The sequence below is a fragment of the Lelliottia jeotgali genome, assembly GCF_977070485.1.
On the sequence record NZ_CDRVFO010000022.1, the window covers coordinates 74,328 to 92,875 of the forward strand.

Genomic DNA, 18,548 nt, shown 5'->3' on the forward strand with positions numbered 1-18,548 from the left:
ATGCAAAGCATGAAAATTATGAATTTGAGTTATTCAATCTATCGCCATAGCATCGTCCGTACAAGCCAAGGGGTCTTTGGCATAGAAAGACGCTGATGAGGAACAGTCTGATGGCTGGCAAAACGCTCTACGACAAACTCTGGGAAGCCCATGAGGTCAAGCGCCGTGATGACGGCTCGTCCTTGATCTACATCGACCGCCATATCATTCACGAAGTGACCTCGCCCCAGGCCTTTGAAGGCCTGCGCCTGGCCAACCGCAAGCCGTGGCGCATCGATGCCAACATCGCTACCCCGGACCACAACGTGCCGACCACCCCGGAACGCAAGGGCGGGATCGAGGCCATCGTCGACCAGGTGTCACGCCTGCAGGTGCAGACTCTCGATGAGAACTGTGACGAATACGGCATCGTCGAATTCAAGATGAATGACGTGCGCCAGGGCATCGTTCACGTCATCAGCCCCGAGCAGGGCGCCACCTTGCCCGGCATGACCGTGGTGTGCGGTGACTCCCACACTTCCACCCACGGCGCCTTCGGTGCCTTGGCACATGGCATCGGCACCTCCGAGGTCGAGCACGTGCTCGCCACCCAGTGCCTGGTCGCCAAAAAGATGAAGAACATGCTGGTGCGCGTCGAGGGGACATTGCCCGCCGGCGTGACGGCCAAAGACATCGTGCTTGCCGTGATCGGCAAGATCGGTACCGCCGGTGGCAACGGCCACGCCATGGAATTTGCTGGTAGCGCCATCCGCGAGCTGTCCATGGAAGGCCGCATGACCATCTGCAACATGTCGATCGAGGCCGGTGCGCGGGTCGGTCTGGTTGCCACCGATGCCACCACCATTGCTTACGTCGAAGGCCGCCCTTATGCGCCCAAAGGCGAGCAGTGGGAGCGTGCAGTCGAGGCGTGGAAAGACCTGGTATCCGATGACGATGCGGTGTTCGACACCGTGGTCGAGCTCGATGCAGCGCAGATCAAGCCGCAGGTCAGCTGGGGCACGTCGCCCGAGATGGTCCTGGCCGTCGACCAGCGTGTGCCGGACCCAGCCGCCGAGGCCGATCTGGTCAAGCGCGGCTCGATCGAGCGCGCCCTCAAGTACATGGGCCTGCGCGCCAACCAGGCGATTACCGATATCCATCTGGACCGTGTGTTCATAGGCTCCTGCACCAACTCGCGGATCGAAGACCTGCGCGCCGCAGCTGAAATCGCCAAAGGTCGCAAGGTGGCTGCCACCGTCAAGCAGGCCATCGTCGTGCCGGGTTCGGGCCTGGTAAAGGCCCAGGCCGAGCGTGAAGGCCTGGACAAGATCTTCCTCGAGGCCGGTTTCGAATGGCGTGAGCCAGGCTGCTCGATGTGCCTGGCGATGAACCCGGACCGCCTGGAAAGCGGCGAGCATTGCGCGTCCACGTCCAACCGCAACTTCGAGGGGCGCCAGGGCGCTGGTGGCCGTACCCACCTGGTCAGCCCGGCCATGGCTGCCGCTGCGGCGGTGACTGGCCACTTCATCGATGTTCGCGAGTTGATCCAAGGGAGCGCAGCATGAAAGCCTTTACCCAGCACACCGGTCTCGTCGCGCCGTTGGACCGTGCCAACGTCGACACCGATCAGATCATTCCCAAGCAGTTCCTCAAGTCGATCAAGCGTACCGGCTTTGGCCCCAACCTGTTCGACGAGTGGCGTTACCTGGACGTGGGCCAGCCTTACCAGGACAACAGCAAGCGCCCGCTGAACCAGGAGTTCGTGCTCAACCACGAACGCTACCAGGGTGCCAGCGTGCTGCTGGCGCGGGAGAACTTCGGTTGCGGTTCGAGCCGTGAGCACGCCCCTTGGGCGCTGGACGAATACGGCTTCCGCAGCGTGATCGCGCCGAGCTTCGCTGACATCTTCTTCAACAACAGCTTCAAGAACGGCCTGCTGCCGATCATCCTGAGCGATGAGGAAGTGGAAGAACTGTTCAAGCAGGTCGAAGCCAACCCTGGCTACCAGTTGACCATCGACCTGCAGGCGCAGGCTGTGACCCGTCCGGACGGCAAGGTGCTGCACTTTGAGATCGATGCGTTCCGCAAGCACTGCCTGCTCAACGGCCTGGACGATATCGGCCTGACCTTGCAGGACGGCGAAGCGATTAAGGCGTTCGAAGGCAAGCACCGCGCTGCACAGCCCTGGCTGTTCCGTGATGCCTGAATGATGTAATCGGGTTTGCTGGCCTCATCGCCGGCAAGCCGGGACCCACAGCAACTGCACAGGTTTCTGGGCCTGTGGGGGCGGTGTGGGAGCCGGCTTGCCGGCGATAGCGGCCGTAGAGACAACCCAAAATCAAAAGGAATGCGCCCATGACCAGCACCACCCACACCGATGTGGTCCAACGCCAGTTCGGCGAACAGGCCAGTGCCTACCTCAGCAGCGCCGTGCACGCCCAGGGCAGTGAATTCGCCCTGCTGCAAGCCGAGCTGGCGGGGCAGGGTGCGGCTCGCGTGCTGGACCTGGGCTGTGGTGCCGGTCATGTCAGCTTCCACGTAGCGCCTCTGGTGGCAGAGGTGGTCGCCTACGACCTGTCGCAGTCGATGCTTGACGTGGTTGCCAGCGCCGCCGCCGAGCGCGGCCTGGGCAATATCACCACCGAGTGTGGTGCCGCTGAACGCCTGCCGTTCGCCGATGCCTCGTTCGACTACGTCTTCAGCCGCTATTCGGCGCACCACTGGAGCGACCTGGGTGTGGCGTTGCGCGAAGTACGGCGGGTGTTGAAGCCGGGCGGGGTGGCAGCCCTGATTGACGTGATGTCGCCGGGCAGTCCGTTGCTCGATACCTATTTGCAAACGGTTGAAGTGCTGCGCGACACCAGCCACGTACGCGATTATTCTGCCGCCGAGTGGCAGCGCCAAGTCAGCGAAGCTGGCCTGCATGCCCGCAGCCACACCCGCCAACGCCTGCGCCTGGAATGGAACTCGTGGGTCGAACGCATGCGCACGCCCGAGCCGCTGCGCGTGGCCATTCGCCAGTTGCAGCAAGCGATGGGCGAGGAAGTGCGGCAGTATTACCAGATTGAAGCAGACGGCTCGTTCAGCACCGACGTGATCGTGTTGTGGGCAGAGCGCTGAGTTTTTTACGGTGCGGCCGGGCTGGCCGCACCGCTTGAATGGATAGAGGAAAGCATGAGCAAGCAGATTCTGATTCTCCCAGGTGATGGCATTGGTCCGGAAATCATGGCCGAGGCGGTCAAGGTGCTGGAGCTGGCCAACGACAAGTTCCAGCTCGGCTTCAGCCTCGAGCACGACGTGATCGGCGGTGCTGCCATCGACAAGCACGGCGTGCCGCTGGCCGACGAGACCCTGGAACGCGCGCGCCAGGCCGATGCCGTCCTGTTGGGCGCTGTGGGCGGGCCGAAGTGGGACAAGATCGAGCGTGACATCCGCCCTGAGCGCGGCCTGCTGAAAATCCGCTCGCAGCTGGGCCTGTTCGCCAACCTGCGCCCGGCCATCCTCTACCCGCAACTGGCCGATGCCTCGTCGCTCAAGCCGGAAATCGTCTCGGGCCTGGACATCCTCATCGTCCGTGAGCTGACCGGCGGTATCTACTTCGGTGCCCCGCGCGGCCAGCGTGAACTCGAAGGCGGCGAGCGTCAGGCCTACGACACCCTCCCGTATAGCGAGAGCGAAGTGCGCCGTATCGCCCGCGTCGGCTTCGACATGGCCCGTGTGCGTGGCAAGAAGCTGTGCTCGGTGGACAAGGCCAACGTCTTGGCCTCCAGCCAGCTGTGGCGTGAGGTGGTCGAGGACGTGGCCAAGGACTACCCGGATGTCGAGCTGAGCCACATGTATGTCGACAACGCCGCGATGCAACTGGTGCGCGCGCCCAAGCAGTTCGACGTGATGGTGACCGACAACATGTTCGGTGACATCCTGTCGGATGAGGCTTCCATGCTGACCGGCTCCATCGGCATGCTGCCTTCGGCGTCGCTCGATGCCAACAACAAGGGCATGTACGAGCCGTGCCACGGTTCGGCGCCGGACATCGCCGGCCAGGGCATTGCCAACCCGCTGGCGACCATCCTGTCGGTGTCGATGATGCTGCGTTACAGCTTCAACCAGCAGGCCGCAGCCGAGGCCATCGAGCAGGCGGTGAGCCAGGTCCTGGACCAGGGCCTTCGTACCGGTGACATCTGGTCGGCCGGTTGCAGCAAGGTAGGTACGCAGGAAATGGGCGACGCAGTAGTCGCCGCGCTGCAGAATCTGTAATCTCTCCGGCCCGCCACCGTTTTTGTTCGGTGGCGGCCCACTTTTAGCAAAGGTGTAGTTGCGATGAAACGTGTAGGTCTGATCGGTTGGCGCGGTATGGTCGGTTCCGTGCTCATGCAGCGGATGCTGGAGGAGCAGGACTTCGACCTGATCGAGCCGGTGTTCTTCACCACCTCCAATGTCGGTGGCCAAGGTCCGAACGTGGGCAAGGATATTGCTCCGCTCAAGGACGCTTATTCGATTGAAGAACTCAAGACCCTCGACGTGATCCTGACCTGTCAGGGCGGCGACTACACCAACGAGGTCTTCCCCAAACTGCGTGAAGCCGGCTGGCAGGGTTACTGGATCGATGCTGCCTCGTCGCTGCGCATGCAGGACGATGCAGTGATCGTGCTCGACCCGGTCAACCGCAAGGTGATCGACCAGCAGCTCGATGCCGGTACCAAGAACTACATCGGCGGCAACTGCACCGTCAGCCTGATGCTGATGGGCCTTGGCGGCCTGTTCGAAGCGGGCCTGGTCGAGTGGATGAGCGCCATGACCTACCAGGCGGCGTCGGGTGCCGGTGCGCAGAACATGCGCGAGCTGATCAAGCAGATGGGTGCTACCCACGCGGCAGTGGCCGATGACCTGGCCAATCCGGCCAGCGCCATCCTCGACATTGACCGCAAGGTGGCCGAGACCATGCGCAGCGAAGCCTACCCGGCTGAGAACTTCGGTGTGCCCTTGGCTGGCAGCCTGATCCCATGGATCGACAAGGAGCTGCCGAACGGCCAGAGCCGTGAAGAGTGGAAGGCCCAGGCCGAAACCAACAAGATCCTCGGCCGCTTCAAGAGCCCGATCCCGGTCGATGGCATCTGCGTGCGCATCGGTGCCATGCGCTGCCACAGCCAGGCGCTGACCATCAAGCTGAACAAGGACGTGCCACTGGCCGATATCGAAGGCATGATCAGCCAGCACAACCCGTGGGTGAAGCTGGTGCCGAACCAGCGCGAGATCAGCATGCAGGAACTGACCCCGACCAACGTCACCGGTACCCTGAACATTCCGGTGGGCCGTTTGCGCAAGCTGAACATGGGCTCGCAGTATCTGGGCGCGTTCACCGTCGGCGATCAGCTGCTGTGGGGTGCTGCCGAGCCGCTGCGCCGCATGCTGCGGATTCTGCTGGAGCGTTGAGCGTTCTGCGTCGAACAGAAAACCCGCGCTGGTGACAGCGCGGGTTTTTTTGTGCCTGCCCCGGCCCCAGTAGGGCCAGCACAGACAAAACGGTACAATCCGAGTAAAGTGCCGCCCCCGCCGTTACAGCAAAAAGGATCCTCTCCATGACCCAACCCCTGGACATCGCCGTCGTCGGCGCCACCGGTAGTGTCGGTGAAACCTTGGTACAGATTCTCGAAGAACTGCACTTCCCGGTCGGCACGCTGCACCTGCTGGCCAGCATGGAGTCGGCGGGCAGCAGCGTGATGTTCGCCGGCAAGAAGGTCAAAGTGCGTGAAGTCGACAGTTTCGATTTCACCCAGGTCAAACTGGCCTTCTTCGCCGCCAGCCCGGCCGTCAGTCGTAGCTTTGCCAGCAAGGCCCGTGAGGCCGGCTGCACGGTCATTGACCTGTCTGGCGGCCTGGATGACGCCCTGGCGGTCGTGCCTGAAGCCAATGCCGAGCGCATCGCCGGCCTGGCGCTGCCGGCGTGCATCGCCAGCCCCAGTGCCGCAGCCGTGGCCTTGGCCGTCGCGCTGGCGCCACTGAAGGGGCTGGTGGAGATCGAGCGCGTGCAGGTCATGGCCGCGCTCGCGGTGTCTGCCCAGGGCCGGGAGGCTGTTAACGAACTGGCCCGGCAGACCGCCGAGCTGCTCAACGCCCGCCCGCTGGAGCCGCGTTTCTTCGATCGCCAGGTGGCGTTCAACCTGCTGGCCCAGGTCGGTGCGGCAGACGAGCAGGGCCACACCGCGCTCGAGCGCCGCCTGGTTGATGAGCTGCCGGTGCTGTTGGGCCAGCCGGAACTGAAGATTTCCGTGACCTGCGTTCAAGTCCCGGTGTTTTTTGGCGATAGCTTCAGTGTGGCGGTACAGAGCCGTAATCCGGTGGATCTTGTTGCGGTCAATGCCGCGCTGGAGGGTGCCGACAGTGTCGAGTTGGTCGAGCGGGATGATTATCCGACCCCGGTAGGGGACGCAGTAGGGCAAGACGTGGTCTATGTTGGTCGTGTACGCCATGGTGTTGACGAAGACCAGCAGCTCAACCTGTGGCTGACCACCGACAACCTGCGCAAGGGCGCTGCGCTAAACGCCGTGCAGGTGGCGCAATTGTTGATTAAACACATAGCGTAAAAGATACTGGCGAGCACTTTTGTCCCGCACCGCTTGCGGTTTCGGGACGATTCATACAAGGGATGAGGTCATGCTTCGAATTCGCAAACTGGTTCTGGCCATAGCGGCAGCGTCGGCGCTGTCATCTGGCATGGCGAATGCCCTGGGGTTGGGTGAACTGACGCTCAAATCGGCGCAGAACCAGCCGCTGGACGCCGAGATCGAATTGCTCGATGTGCGCGACCTCACCGCTGCCGAAGTGGCGCCAAGCCTGGCGCCGCCGGAAGAGTTCAGCAAGGCCGGGGTGGAGTATCCGGGCTACCTCGAGGACCTGACCTTTACCCCGGTGATCAACCCCAATGGCAAGAGCGTGCTGCGGGTAACCTCCAGCCAGCCGCTGCCGGGCTCGGTGGTCAAGTTTCTGGTCCAGGTGATGTGGCCCCAAGGCCGCCTGCTGCGTGACTACAGTGTACTGCTCGACCAGGCCAAGGCTCAGGGCGAGCAGCCTGCCGCGGCCAATGTCACCCCGGCAACCAGCAGCGCCGGCAGCTACACCACCAAACGCCGCGATACCCTATGGCAGATTGCTGCGCGCAATACCCAAAGTGGTGGCTCGGTGCAGCAGACAATGATCGCCATTCAGGCGCTGAACCCGGATGCCTTTATCGGCAACAATATCAACCAGTTGAAGGTTGGCCAGGTGTTGCGCCTGCCCGATCAGCAGCAGGTCCAGAGCATCCCGCAGGTCGAGGCCAATCGCGAAGTGGCCGAACAGTACGCCGCCTGGCGTGAGGGCCGGCGCCTAGGCCCCCGCGCCCGGCAGCTGGACGCCACCCGTCGCGGCGCCGCCGACGCGGCGCCCGAGCGTATAGCCCAAGGCGATAACCTGCGCCTGGTCAGCCCAGGCAACCAGCCTGGCGCTGGCGATGCCAAGGCGCTCAACGACAAGCTGGCCGTGGCCCAGGAGAGCCTGGACACCAGCCGTCGTGACAATGAAGAACTCAAGAGCCGGATGAGTGACCTGCAGAGCCAGTTGGACAAGCTGCAGCGCCTGATTCAGCTAAAGAACGACCAACTGGCACGCCTGGAGGCACAGGGTGCCGCCGGGGAGCCCGCTCCTGCCGCCACCTTGCCTGGTGAATCGGCCCCGGCGCAGCCTGCTGACAACGCCCAGGTAACGCCCGCCGATCCCGTCGTGGCACCGGCGCCGGCTGCCGTCGACACCGCGCCTGGCTCTGCCCCGGCTGGCGAGGATGCTCCTGTCGGCCAACAGGCGGGCGCGCTGGATGAGATGCTGGGGAATCCGTTGGTGCTGGGCCTGATCGCAGGTTCCGCATTCCTCGTGCTGTTGTTGCTGCTGTTGCTGCTGGCGCGCCGACGCAAAGCCCAGCAGGAGGCCGAAAAGCACCTGCGCATGGCGCGGGCACTGGCTGAGGAAGGCGAGCGTAACCCCGACCTCGACCTGCCTGCGAGCAGCTTCGATGAGCTGGAAGTATCGGCGCCTGGCGTAACCCTGTCGCCGGCGGTGGTAGCGGCTTCGGCTGCTGCAGCCGTTGCGGCGGAAAAACCCGTTGCCCCGGCCCCCGTTGGCGTGCCATTACCGGCACAGGACCCGAATGCCGAGCTGCTGGCAGAGGTCGAGCAGAGCTTGGCCCGCGGCCGTCTCAATCACGCGGCGGACCTATTGGAGACGGCCGTCGCTGCGCAACCGGAGCAGGATGGCCTGCGGTTGAAGCTGATGGAGGTTTACGCGCGCCAGGGTGACCACAGCGCATTCGTAGAGCAGGAGCGCAAGCTGCCGGGCAGCGAAGAGAATATCGCGCAGGTCAGTCAGCTCAAGGAGCACTACCCGGCCATGCTTGGCATTGCCGCGGCAGGGCTGGGGGCTGCGGCGCTGGCTGCCGAGCTGGATGAGCAGTACGTCCAGGATCTGTTGCAGGATCAGCCGCAGGCGCCGGCAGAGGTCGATGCCGAGCCTGAGCCTGAGCCTGAAGCTGTTGCTGAGTCTGAACCTGAACCTGAGTCGCAAATCGAGGCGGTTGCTCAAGCGCCTGCCCTTGATGACAATGGTCTGGACAGTGCATTCGACCTTGACCTGAGTGACGATCTGCCCCTGAGCGACCTTGAACCGCCGATGCTCGATGAAGCCGCATTGACGGATCTGCAGGTAAATGATGAGCCGCTCGCCGCCGCTGATCCTGCTGTGCAGGAAGCAGACGCCGATGCCGATTTCGAAGCCTTGCTGGCGCAGGCTCAGGCCGAGCCGCAGAGCGTCGATGATCTGGCGGACTTCGACCTGGACATGGGTGAGCCGAGCGTTGCCGAACCGGTCGAGGAAGAGCCGGTCGACGTTGCTGCCGAACTGGCAGCTTTCGATTCCATCCCTGAGTTCGACCCGATTTCCGAGCTGGAGCTGCCAGAAGACTTCGATTTGTCGCTGTCGCTGGATGACCAGTCACCGGCCGCCAAGAGCTTTGCTTCGGAGCTCAGTGACGTCAACGCTGAACTGGACAAGCTGTCGCAGAACCTCGAGTCGCCGTCGCTGGAGTCGCACTTCACTGCTGCAGACGCTGCCCAAGAGCCGGAACCCCTGGACGATCTGGACTTCGATTTCTTCTCCGGCAGCGACGAAGTGGCCACCAAGCTCGATCTGGCACGTGCCTACATCGACATGGGTGACCATCAGGGGGCGCGTGACATCCTCGATGAAGTAGTCAAGGATGGCGACGACACTCAGCGTCAGGAAGCCGAAGACATGCTGTCCCGGCTGGTCTGAGGGCCTCACCTGCAGCGTAAAACCAACGGCAGCCCAACAAGGCTGCCGTTGTCGTTATAATCCCCGGCACTTCGTATTGCCCCACAGGTTTCACGCTCTTGGACATCATCGACACCGCTGCCACCGAATCGGCCGCCGAAGGCTTCACCCGCATTGCCCTGGGCGTGGAATACAAGGGTTCGCGCTACCGCGGCTGGCAACGCCAGGCCAGCGGTGTGCCCAGTGTCCAGCAGGCGCTGGAGCAAGCCCTGTCGAAAGTGGCCAACGAGCCCATCACGGTGGTCTGCGCCGGGCGTACCGACGCCGGTGTGCATGGTTGTGGGCAGATCGTGCATTTCGATACCCGCGCCAATCGCGACGAACGCGCCTGGACCCTGGGCACCAACTTCAACCTGCCCCATGACATCAGTGTGGTCTGGTCGCGGCCGATGCCTGCGGATTTCCATGCACGCTTCAAGGCCACCGCCCGGCGCTACCGTTATGTCATCTACAACGACCCGATCCGCCCGGCACACCTGGCCGAGGAAGTGACGTGGAATCACCGGCCGCTTGATGTAGAGCGCATGGCCGATGCTGCGCAGTTCCTGCTGGGTACCCACGATTTCAGTGCCTTTCGCGCCAGCCAGTGCCAGGCCAAGTCGCCGATCAAGCATATCCATCACCTGCGGGTCACCCGTCACGGGCAGATGATCGTGCTGGATGTGCGAGCCACCGCTTTCCTGCACCATATGGTGCGCAATATTGCCGGTGTGCTGATGACCATTGGTGCGGGTGAGCGCCCTGCGGGCTGGGCCCGTGAAGTGCTGGAAGGGCGCAACCGGCGCGAAGGCGGTGTGACGGCCCATCCGTACGGCCTGTACCTGGTTCAGGTGGAGTACCCGGAGGAATTCCAGCTGCCACAGCGTTACATTGGCCCACACTTTCTGACCGGCTACGAGGCGTTGGCCGACTGACGGGCGAAAACGCTTTTGCTACCATCGGGCCTTTCAGTGTTTTCTCAGGGTTTGCAGTCCATGAGCAATGTTCGCAGCAAGATCTGCGGGATTACCCGCATAGAAGACGCGCTTGCCGCCGCCGAGGCGGGGGCCGATGCCATCGGCTTCGTTTTCTATGCCAAAAGCCCGCGCGCCGTCGACGTGCGCCAGGCGCGGGCAATCATGGCCGAGCTGCCACCCTTCGTGACCACGGTCGGCCTGTTCGTCAACGCCTCGCGCTGCGAACTCAACGAGATCCTCGAGGCTGTGCCGCTGGACCTGCTACAGTTCCACGGCGACGAAACCCCGGCTGACTGCGAAGGGTATCACCGCCCGTGGATCAAGGCGCTGCGAGTGCGCCCGGGTGACGATCTGGAGGCTGCCTGCCGGCACTATGCCGGTGCGCGTGGCATCCTGCTCGACACCTATGTTGCCGGCGTACCCGGTGGTACTGGCGAGGCGTTCGACTGGTCGCTGGTGCCTTCACGGCTGAGCAAGCCGATCATTCTCGCCGGAGGCTTGTCGGCCGGCAACGTCGGCCAGGCCATCGCCCAGGTGCGGCCGTATGCGGTGGATGTCAGTGGTGGTGTGGAGCAGGCCAAGGGCATCAAGGACGCGGCGAAGATCGAAGCGTTCATGCGTGCGGTGAAACAGGCGTGATGCCAGATGTGACGGCTGGCTGCGCGCCATCGTCCATAGCTATCGCAGCCCTGCGGGGCGGCTGCCGGCATGCCGGTTGGCCAAAGAATACGTTGAAGACGGTGCGGTACGCAGGCAGCCCCTGTGGCCGGTCCGTCATCGTTTGACAGAAGAATTTGAGCTCAAAGGGCAGGGCATGGCCGGCCAGACTGGTCCCCGCCCGCCAATACTGGAGAAATAAAGCATGAGCAACTGGTTAGTCGACAAACTGATCCCTTCGATCATGCGTTCCGAGGTGAAGAAGAGCTCGGTGCCAGAAGGCCTGTGGCACAAGTGCCCAGCCTGTGAGGCCGTGCTGTATCGTCCGGAGCTGGAAAAGACCCTGGATGTCTGCCCCAAGTGCAACCACCACATGCGCATTGGCGCACGTCAGCGTATCGACATCTTCCTCGATGCTGAAGGCCGTGCCGAGCTGGGCGCTGAGCTGGAGCCGGTCGACCGTCTGAAATTCCGCGATGGCAAGAAGTACAAGGACCGCCTGGTCGGTGCCCAGAAGCAGACCGGCGAGAAGGACGCCCTGATCTCCATGAGCGGTACCCTGATGGGCATGCCGATCGTGGTCAGTGCCTTCGAGTTTTCCTTCATGGGTGGCTCGATGGGTGCCGTCGTCGGTGAGCGTTTTGTCCGCGCCGCCAATCATGCCCTGGAAAACCGCTGCCCGATGATCTGCTTCTCGGCCTCCGGTGGTGCGCGCATGCAGGAAGCACTGATCTCGCTGATGCAGATGGCCAAGACCTCGGCCGTGCTGGCCCGCCTGCGCGAAGAAGGCATTCCGTTCATCTCCGTATTGACCGATCCGGTCTACGGCGGTGTTTCCGCCAGTCTGGCGATGCTCGGCGATGTCATTGTCGGTGAGCCAAAGGCGCTGATCGGCTTTGCCGGCCCGCGCGTGATCGAGCAGACCGTGCGCGAGAAGCTGCCTGAAGGCTTCCAGCGCAGCGAGTTCCTGCTGGAGCACGGCGCCATCGACCTGATCATCTCGCGTGGCGAGCTGCGCCCACGCCTGGCTCGTCTGCTGGCGCAGATGACCGGCCAGGAAACTCCCGAGCAGGCACGCGAGGCCGCTGCGGTCGCCTGATGAAAGACAGAACCCTGGGCGAATGGCTCGCCTACCTCGAGCAGTTGCACCCCTCGGCCATCGACATGGGGCTGGAGCGTTCGCAAAAGGTGCTTGCACGATTGGCCCTGGGCAAGCTGGCGCCTCGTGTGGTGACCGTCACCGGCACCAACGGCAAAGGCTCGACCTGTGCCTTCGTGGCGTCGATGCTGCGTGCCCAGGGGCTCAAGGTTGGCGTGTACAGCTCGCCACACCTGTTGCGTTACAACGAACGGGTGCTGATCGATGGCCAGGAGGCCAGTGATGAGCACCTTTGCGAAGCCTTTGCTGCCGTCGAGGCGGCGCGAGGCGAGATTTCCCTGACCTATTTCGAGATGGGCACCCTGGCGGCATTCTGGCTGTTCTACCAGTCCGGGCTGGATGCCGTGGTGCTTGAAGTGGGCCTGGGTGGTCGTCTGGATACGGTGAACGTCGTCGATGCCGACCTGGCCCTGGTGACCAGTATCGGCGTCGACCATATCGATTACCTGGGCGATACCCGCGAGTTGGTGGCCTTCGAGAAGGCTGGCATCTTCCGCCCGGGCAAACCGGCACTGTGCGGTGACCTGGATCCTCCTCGGCCACTGTTGGACAAGGCGCGTGAACTGGCTGCGCCGTTGTTCCTGCGGGGTCGTGACTTCGATCTTGCCAGCGCCGATACCACCTGGTGCTGGCGTGGTACTGCGGCAGACGGCTCAGGAGTGGAGCTGTCAGACCTGCCGCTGCTCGACCTGCCGATGGAAAACGCCGCCCTGGCCCTGCAGGCTTACCTGCTGATGGGGCTCCCTTGGGATGCCGGGCAAATCCGTCAGGCACTGCTCGATACCCGTATCACCGGGCGGCTGGACCGTCGCACGCTCAGTTGGCAAGGTAAGCGCGTGGAGCTGTTGCTGGATGTGGGGCATAACCCTCATGCAGCAGAATATCTGGCGCATCGTCTGTCAATGCAACCGCTCAAGGGCAGGCGCCTGGCAGTCTTCGGCCTGCTGGCGGACAAAGATCTGCCAGGCGTTCTGGCGCCGTTGCAGAGCCTGGTCGATGACTGGGCGGTGGCGCCTTTGCAGTCACCGCGCAGCCGTCCGGCCGCCGAGCTTGTCGGCGCCTTGACGAACCTCGGCGCGTCGGTGAAGTCTTATGCCAGCGTCGGCGCCGCTCTTGATGGGCAATGCGCTCAGGCGACGGCGGATGACCAGATCCTGCTGTTCGGTTCGTTTTTCTGTGTTGCCGAGGCCCTGGAATGGCTGGGGCAGCAGGCCCTGGAGGGGTGAGTAGATGGCAGTGCTGGATAAAGGGATGAAACAGCGCATGGTGGGTGCGTTGGTGCTGGTGGCGCTGGCGGTTATTTTTCTGCCGATGCTGTTCACCCGCGAGGACGAAATGCGTCAGGTGCGCGTAGAGGCCCCGCAGGCTCCAGCGATGCCGAGCTTGCCTGAAGTCAAGGTAGAGCCGGTTGCCGTGCCCGAGCCGCAACCGCTGCCGCAAGAGGCGCAGCAGGCGCCCGTAGTGGTCAACGAATCCTCGGCCCCGGTGGCCACGCCGAGCCAGCCGATCACGCCGTCGCCGCAAACCCAGGCTCAGATCCAGCCTAAGCCGCAAGCGTCGGCGCCTGCTTCGGCGTCCAAGGCCCAAGTGCAACCGGCCACTACACCTGCGCCGGCAGCAACCGCTACCGCGCCGTCGAAAATCGACGTCAACGGCTTGCCGGTGAGCTGGTCGATCCAGCTGGCTAGCCTGTCCAATCGCGCCGGGGCCGAGAGCCTGCAGAAAACCCTGCGCAGCCAGGGTTACAATGCCTACATCCGTTCGGCCGGTGGCATGAATCGGGTATATGTGGGGCCGCTGATCGAGCGTGCCGAGGCTGAGCGCCTGCGTGATGCAATCAATCGGCAGCAGAAGCTGAAGGGCTTTGTGATCCGTTTCCAGCCAGAACGCGGTTGATTCCAGGGGGCTGCCCTGCAGCCCATCTGCGGGCTAGCCAATCGGCCTGACATTCCGCTTACTCCCGGCCCTTTGCTCTGGTAAAATGCGCCGCCTCAAACGTCTGCAGGCAGCACCGTGGCATTTACCTGGGTTGATTGGGCGATCATCGCGATCATCGCCGTTTCCACACTGATCAGTCTCAAGCGCGGCTTCGTCAAGGAAGCCTTGTCCCTGCTCATCTGGATCATTGCCGGTGCCGTCGCCTGGATGTTCGGTGGGTCGCTCTCGGTGTATCTTGAAAGCTACATCCAGACCCCATCGATGCGCATCATTGCTGGCTGCGCCATTCTTTTCGTCGCCACCCTACTGGTGGGCGCGATGGTCAATTTCCTGGTCGGTGAGCTGATCCGCGTGACCGGGCTGTCCGGTACCGATCGTTTTCTCGGCATGGCCTTTGGCGCGGCGCGCGGAGCCTTGCTGGTGGTGGTCGCCATCGGTCTGCTCAGCCTGGGGCCGGTGCAACAGGATACCTGGTGGCAGGAATCTCGCCTGATACCACAATTTCTATTGGTCGCTGACTGGTCCAAGAACCTGATTCTGGGTTTCACCAGCCAGTGGATGTCCAGTGGGGTGATCAGCACTCCGGCTGATCTCCCGTTCAAGGAACAGTTGCTCGGGCCTGCAAAGCCTTGAGCGCTATTCACTCAAGTTTCATCAAAGTAGGGGTTGCGTCGCATGTGTGGCATCGTCGGTATCGTCGGTAAGTCGAACGTCAATCAGGCGCTGTATGACGCGCTTACGGTCCTCCAGCACCGCGGCCAGGACGCTGCAGGTATCGTGACCAGCCACGACGGCCGGTTGTTCCTGCGCAAGGATAATGGCCTGGTGCGCGATGTCTTCCAGCAGCGCCACATGCAGCGCCTGGTAGGCCATATGGGTATCGGCCACGTCCGTTACCCGACTGCGGGCAGCTCGACCTCGGCCGAAGCCCAGCCGTTCTACGTCAACTCGCCGTATGGCATCACCCTGGCGCACAACGGCAACCTGACCAACGTCGAGCAGTTGGCCAAGGAGATCTATGAGTCCGACCTGCGCCACGTCAACACCAACTCCGACTCGGAAGTGCTGCTGAACGTGTTCGCCCATGAGCTGGCGGTGCGTGGCAAGCTGCAGCCGACCGAAGAAGACGTGTTCGCCGCCGTTTCCCACGTGCACAGCCGCTGCGTCGGCGGTTACGCGGTGGTGGCAATGGTTACCGGCTACGGCATTGTCGGCTTCCGTGACCCTAACGGCATTCGCCCGGTGGTGTTCGGCCAGCGTCATACCGACGAAGGCGTTGAGTACATGATCGCCTCGGAAAGCGTTGCCCTGGACGTGCTCGGCTTCACCCTGATCCGCGACCTGGCGCCGGGCGAAGCGGTGTACATCACCGAAGAAGGCCAGCTGTACACCAAGCAGTGCGCTGAAAGCCCGAAACTGCAACCGTGCATTTTCGAGCATGTCTACCTGGCCCGTCCGGACTCGATCATGGATGGCGTTTCGGTATACAAGGCGCGCCTGCGCATGGGCGAGAAGCTGGCCGAAAAGATCCAGCGCGAGCGCCCTGACCACGACATCGATGTGGTCATCCCGATCCCTGACACCAGCCGCACCGCCGCCCTGGAGCTGGCCAACCACCTGGGCGTCAAGTTCCGCGAAGGTTTCGTGAAGAACCGCTACATTGGCCGTACCTTCATCATGCCCGGCCAGGCTGCACGGAAGAAATCGGTGCGCCAGAAGCTCAACGCCATCGAGCTGGAGTTCCGCGGCAAGAACGTGATGCTGGTCGACGACTCGATCGTACGCGGCACCACCTGCAAGCAGATCATCCAGATGGCCCGCGAAGCCGGCGCGAAAAACGTCTACTTCTGTTCCGCGGCCCCTGCAGTGCGTTACCCCAACGTCTACGGCATCGACATGCCGAGCGCTCACGAGCTGATCGCCCACAACCGCACCACCGATCAGGTGGCCGAGTTGATCGGCGCCGACTGGCTGGTCTATCAGGACCTGCCGGACCTGATCGAATCGGTCGGTGGCGGCAAGATCAAGATCGAGCACTTCGATTGCGCGGTGTTCAACGGTGAATACGTCACCGGCGACATCGACGAGGCCTACCTCGACCGCATCGAGCAGGCTCGCAATGACCTGGCCAAGGTGAAAAACCAGGCGGTCAGCGCGATCATCGACCTCTACAACAACTGATTTGGAGAGCGACGGCATGACGGATCAATGGGATGCCGGGCGACTGGACAGTGACCTCGAGGGTGTCGGCTTCGACACCCTGGCGGTGCGTGCCGGTCAGAACCGTACACCGGAGGCGGAGCACAGCGAAGCGCTGTTCCTTACCTCCAGCTATGTCTTCCGCACGGCTGCCGATGCGGCTGCTCGCTTTGCCGGTGAAACCCCGGGCAACGTCTACTCGCGCTACACCAACCCGACCGTGCGTGCCTTCGAGGAGCGCCTGGCGGCAATGGAAGGTGCAGAGCAGGCCGTGGCCACCTCTACCGGCATGGCGGCGATTCTGGCCGTGGTGATGTCGTTGTGCAGCGCCGGCGACCATGTGCTGGTGTCGCAGAGCGTGTTCGGCTCGACGATCAGCCTGTTCGAGAAGTACTTCAAGCGTTTCGGCGTGCAGGTGGACTATGTGCCGCTGGTCGATCTGGCGGGTTGGGACGAGGCCATCAAGGCCAATACCAAGCTGCTGATCCTCGAGTCGCCTTCCAACCCGCTGGCCGAACTGGTGGACATTGCCGCGCTGGCAGAAATTGCCCATGCCCGTGGTGCCATGCTGGTGGTGGACAACTGCTTCAGCACACCTGCACTGCAGCAGCCGCTCAAGCTTGGCGCTGACATCGTGTTCCATTCCGCTACCAAGTTCATCGACGGCCAGGGCCGTTGCATGGGCGGCGTTGTGGCCGGGCGCAGCGAGCAGATGAAAGAAGTGGTGGGCTTTTTGCGCACTGCCGGCCCGACCCTGAGCCCGTTCAACGCCTGGATCTTCACCAAAGGCCTGGAAACGCTCAAGCTGCGCATGCGTGCACACTGCCAGAGCGCTCAGCAACTGGCCGAGTGGCTGGAGCAGCAGGAGGGTATCGAGAAGGTGCATTACGCCGGCTTGCCAAGCCATCCACAGCACGAACTGGCCAAGCGCCAGATGAGCGGCTTTGGTGCGGTGGTGAGTTTCGAGGTCAAGGGTGGCAAGGAGGGCGCCTGGCGCTTCATCGATGCTACGCGGGTGATCTCGATCACCACCAACCTGGGTGACAGCAAGACCACTATCGCGCACCCGGCCACCACCTCTCACGGCCGCCTGACGCCGCAGGAGCGTGAGGCTGCAGGTATTCGCGACAGCCTGATCCGCGTTGCCGTCGGCCTGGAAGATGTGGCCGACCTGCAGGCCGACCTTGCGCGTGGGCTGGCAGCGCTGTGATCGACTGGAAGGGCGGCGGGCCGGGCCATAACGGCCGGGTAGCCCTGGTAACCGGTGCCGCACGCGGCATCGGCCTGGGAATTGCTGCCTGGTTGATCTGCGAAGGATGGCAGGTGGTGCTGAGCGACCTGGACCGCCCTCGCGGCGCCAAGGTTGCCAAGGCCCTGGGTGAAAACGCCTGGTTCATCAGCATGGACGTAGCCGACGAAGCTCAGGTCAGTGCCGGGGTTTCCGAGGTGTTGGGGCAGTTCGGGCGGCTGGACGCGCTGGTGTGCAACGCGGCCATCGCCAACCCGCATAACCAGACCCTGGAGAGCCTGAGCCTGGCGCAATGGAACCGTGTGCTGGCGGTCAACCTCAGCGGCCCGATGCTGTTGGCCAAGCACTGCGCGCCTTACTTGCGAGCGCACAATGGTGCGATCGTCAATCTGGCCTCGACCCGTGCCCGGCAGTCCGAGCCAGATACCGAGGCCTACGCCGCAAGCAAGGGCGGCCTGGTGGCGTTGACCCATGCCCTGGCCATGAGCCTGGGCCCGGAGATCCGCGTCAACGCCGTGAGCCCGGGCTGGATCGATACGCGTGACCCTGCGCAACGCCGTGCCGAGCCGTTGAGCGATGCCGATCATGCCCAGCATCCGACGGGCAGGGTAGGGACGGTGGAAGACGTGGCAGCAATGGTTGCCTGGCTGTTGTCGCGCCAGGCGGCATTCGTCACTGGCCAAGAGTTCGTGGTCGATGGCGGCATGACGCGCAAGATGATCTACACCTGAGCTGCAAGCTACAAGCTACAAGAGGGGGCCGTGAGGTCCCTTCGTCATTTTGGGGCTTGGAAATCGGGCCAGCGCCACCTGGCTTTTTCTTGCGGCTTGCAGCCTGAAGCTTGCAGCTGTGCTCCCACCCTTTTCAAAAAAAATTCAACGGGGCTATTGACTTAGCATCGGCACCTGCGTAAATTTCGCGGCCTCAGCGAAGCAAACGCAACAAGCAACATCGCGAGGGTGATTAGCTCAGCCGGGAGAGCATCTGCCTTACAAGCAGAGGGTCGGCGGTTCGATCCCGTCATCACCCACCA

General features: G+C 63.0%; 16 protein-coding genes and 1 tRNA gene. All 17 read left to right on the plus strand.

What is annotated here, in order from left to right; genetic code table 11:
• Positions 1–110: 110 nt before the first annotated feature.
• The 17 genes from leuC (at position 111) to ACW4TB_RS24640 (ending at position 18,548) form a co-directional block, all read left to right on the plus strand.
• Complete coding sequence (gene leuC / locus ACW4TB_RS24560) at positions 111–1,544, plus strand: 3-isopropylmalate dehydratase large subunit (protein WP_012313456.1); 1,434 nt, start codon at positions 111–113, stop codon at positions 1,542–1,544.
• Positions 1,541–2,185, plus strand: coding sequence for a 3-isopropylmalate dehydratase small subunit (gene leuD / locus ACW4TB_RS24565; RefSeq protein WP_012313457.1), 645 nt, complete (start codon positions 1,541–1,543; stop codon positions 2,183–2,185). Before leuC ends, leuD begins: the two co-directional genes overlap by 4 nt.
• A 149-nt stretch (positions 2,186–2,334) precedes the next feature.
• Positions 2,335–3,099: a class I SAM-dependent methyltransferase gene (locus ACW4TB_RS24570; protein ID WP_279930383.1), complete on the plus strand. Its 765-nt coding sequence runs from the start codon at positions 2,335–2,337 to the stop codon at positions 3,097–3,099.
• A 54-nt stretch (positions 3,100–3,153) separates the two neighbouring features.
• Complete coding sequence (leuB, locus tag ACW4TB_RS24575; RefSeq protein ID WP_012313459.1) at positions 3,154–4,236, plus strand: 3-isopropylmalate dehydrogenase; 1,083 nt, start codon at positions 3,154–3,156, stop codon at positions 4,234–4,236.
• A 63-nt stretch (positions 4,237–4,299) separates the two neighbouring features.
• Positions 4,300–5,412: an aspartate-semialdehyde dehydrogenase gene (gene asd / locus ACW4TB_RS24580; RefSeq protein ID WP_012313460.1), complete on the plus strand. Its 1,113-nt coding sequence runs from the start codon at positions 4,300–4,302 to the stop codon at positions 5,410–5,412.
• Positions 5,413–5,558: 146 nt separating this feature from the next.
• Positions 5,559–6,563 (plus strand): aspartate-semialdehyde dehydrogenase, encoded by a 1,005-nt coding sequence (locus tag ACW4TB_RS24585; protein WP_279930387.1) that lies wholly within the window; start codon positions 5,559–5,561, stop codon positions 6,561–6,563.
• A gap of 70 nt (positions 6,564–6,633) precedes the next feature.
• Complete coding sequence (locus tag ACW4TB_RS24590) at positions 6,634–9,318, plus strand: FimV/HubP family polar landmark protein (protein ID WP_279930389.1); 2,685 nt, start codon at positions 6,634–6,636, stop codon at positions 9,316–9,318.
• 107 nt (positions 9,319–9,425) lie between these two features.
• On the plus strand, positions 9,426–10,271 hold the full coding sequence (gene truA / locus ACW4TB_RS24595) for a tRNA pseudouridine(38-40) synthase TruA (protein WP_455843100.1): 846 nt from the start codon (positions 9,426–9,428) through the stop codon (positions 10,269–10,271).
• Positions 10,272–10,331: 60 nt separating this feature from the next.
• Positions 10,332–10,952, plus strand: a complete 621-nt coding sequence (locus tag ACW4TB_RS24600; protein ID WP_012313464.1) for a phosphoribosylanthranilate isomerase — start codon at positions 10,332–10,334, stop codon at positions 10,950–10,952.
• Between the two features lie 223 nt (positions 10,953–11,175).
• The gene (gene accD / locus ACW4TB_RS24605; RefSeq protein WP_012313465.1) at positions 11,176–12,069 is read left to right on the plus strand and encodes an acetyl-CoA carboxylase, carboxyltransferase subunit beta; all 894 of its coding nucleotides are present in this window, start codon (positions 11,176–11,178) and stop codon (positions 12,067–12,069) included.
• The gene (gene folC / locus ACW4TB_RS24610; protein WP_279930393.1) at positions 12,069–13,355 is read left to right on the plus strand and encodes a bifunctional tetrahydrofolate synthase/dihydrofolate synthase; all 1,287 of its coding nucleotides are present in this window, start codon (positions 12,069–12,071) and stop codon (positions 13,353–13,355) included. Before accD ends, folC begins: the two co-directional genes overlap by 1 nt.
• A gap of 25 nt (positions 13,356–13,380) precedes the next feature.
• Positions 13,381–14,025: an SPOR domain-containing protein gene (locus ACW4TB_RS24615; RefSeq protein WP_455843098.1), complete on the plus strand. Its 645-nt coding sequence runs from the start codon at positions 13,381–13,383 to the stop codon at positions 14,023–14,025.
• Positions 14,026–14,142: 117 nt separating this feature from the next.
• Positions 14,143–14,700 (plus strand): CvpA family protein, encoded by a 558-nt coding sequence (locus tag ACW4TB_RS24620; protein WP_012313468.1) that lies wholly within the window; start codon positions 14,143–14,145, stop codon positions 14,698–14,700.
• Between the two features lie 42 nt (positions 14,701–14,742).
• Positions 14,743–16,248, plus strand: a complete 1,506-nt coding sequence (gene purF, locus ACW4TB_RS24625; protein WP_012313469.1) for an amidophosphoribosyltransferase — start codon at positions 14,743–14,745, stop codon at positions 16,246–16,248.
• Between the two features lie 16 nt (positions 16,249–16,264).
• Positions 16,265–17,476 (plus strand): O-succinylhomoserine sulfhydrylase, encoded by a 1,212-nt coding sequence (locus tag ACW4TB_RS24630; RefSeq protein WP_254467380.1) that lies wholly within the window; start codon positions 16,265–16,267, stop codon positions 17,474–17,476.
• Positions 17,473–18,246 (plus strand): SDR family oxidoreductase, encoded by a 774-nt coding sequence (locus ACW4TB_RS24635; protein ID WP_012313471.1) that lies wholly within the window; start codon positions 17,473–17,475, stop codon positions 18,244–18,246. Before ACW4TB_RS24630 ends, ACW4TB_RS24635 begins: the two co-directional genes overlap by 4 nt.
• Before the next feature lie 226 nt (positions 18,247–18,472).
• Positions 18,473–18,548 (plus strand) — tRNA-Val (locus ACW4TB_RS24640).

Coding starts and splice junctions, on each gene's coding strand:
- leuC (WP_012313456.1), top strand. CDS start 111: ATGGCTGGCAAAACGCTCTACGACAAACTCTGGGAAGCCCATGAGGTC.
- leuD (WP_012313457.1), top strand. CDS start 1,541: ATGAAAGCCTTTACCCAGCACACCGGTCTCGTCGCGCCGTTGGACCGT.
- ACW4TB_RS24570 (WP_279930383.1), top strand. CDS start 2,335: ATGACCAGCACCACCCACACCGATGTGGTCCAACGCCAGTTCGGCGAA.
- leuB (WP_012313459.1), top strand. CDS start 3,154: ATGAGCAAGCAGATTCTGATTCTCCCAGGTGATGGCATTGGTCCGGAA.
- asd (WP_012313460.1), top strand. CDS start 4,300: ATGAAACGTGTAGGTCTGATCGGTTGGCGCGGTATGGTCGGTTCCGTG.
- ACW4TB_RS24585 (WP_279930387.1), top strand. CDS start 5,559: ATGACCCAACCCCTGGACATCGCCGTCGTCGGCGCCACCGGTAGTGTC.
- ACW4TB_RS24590 (WP_279930389.1), top strand. CDS start 6,634: ATGCTTCGAATTCGCAAACTGGTTCTGGCCATAGCGGCAGCGTCGGCG.
- ACW4TB_RS24600 (WP_012313464.1), top strand. CDS start 10,332: ATGAGCAATGTTCGCAGCAAGATCTGCGGGATTACCCGCATAGAAGAC.
- accD (WP_012313465.1), top strand. CDS start 11,176: ATGAGCAACTGGTTAGTCGACAAACTGATCCCTTCGATCATGCGTTCC.
- folC (WP_279930393.1), top strand. CDS start 12,069: ATGAAAGACAGAACCCTGGGCGAATGGCTCGCCTACCTCGAGCAGTTG.
- ACW4TB_RS24615 (WP_455843098.1), top strand. CDS start 13,381: ATGAAACAGCGCATGGTGGGTGCGTTGGTGCTGGTGGCGCTGGCGGTT.
- purF (WP_012313469.1), top strand. CDS start 14,743: ATGTGTGGCATCGTCGGTATCGTCGGTAAGTCGAACGTCAATCAGGCG.
- ACW4TB_RS24630 (WP_254467380.1), top strand. CDS start 16,265: ATGACGGATCAATGGGATGCCGGGCGACTGGACAGTGACCTCGAGGGT.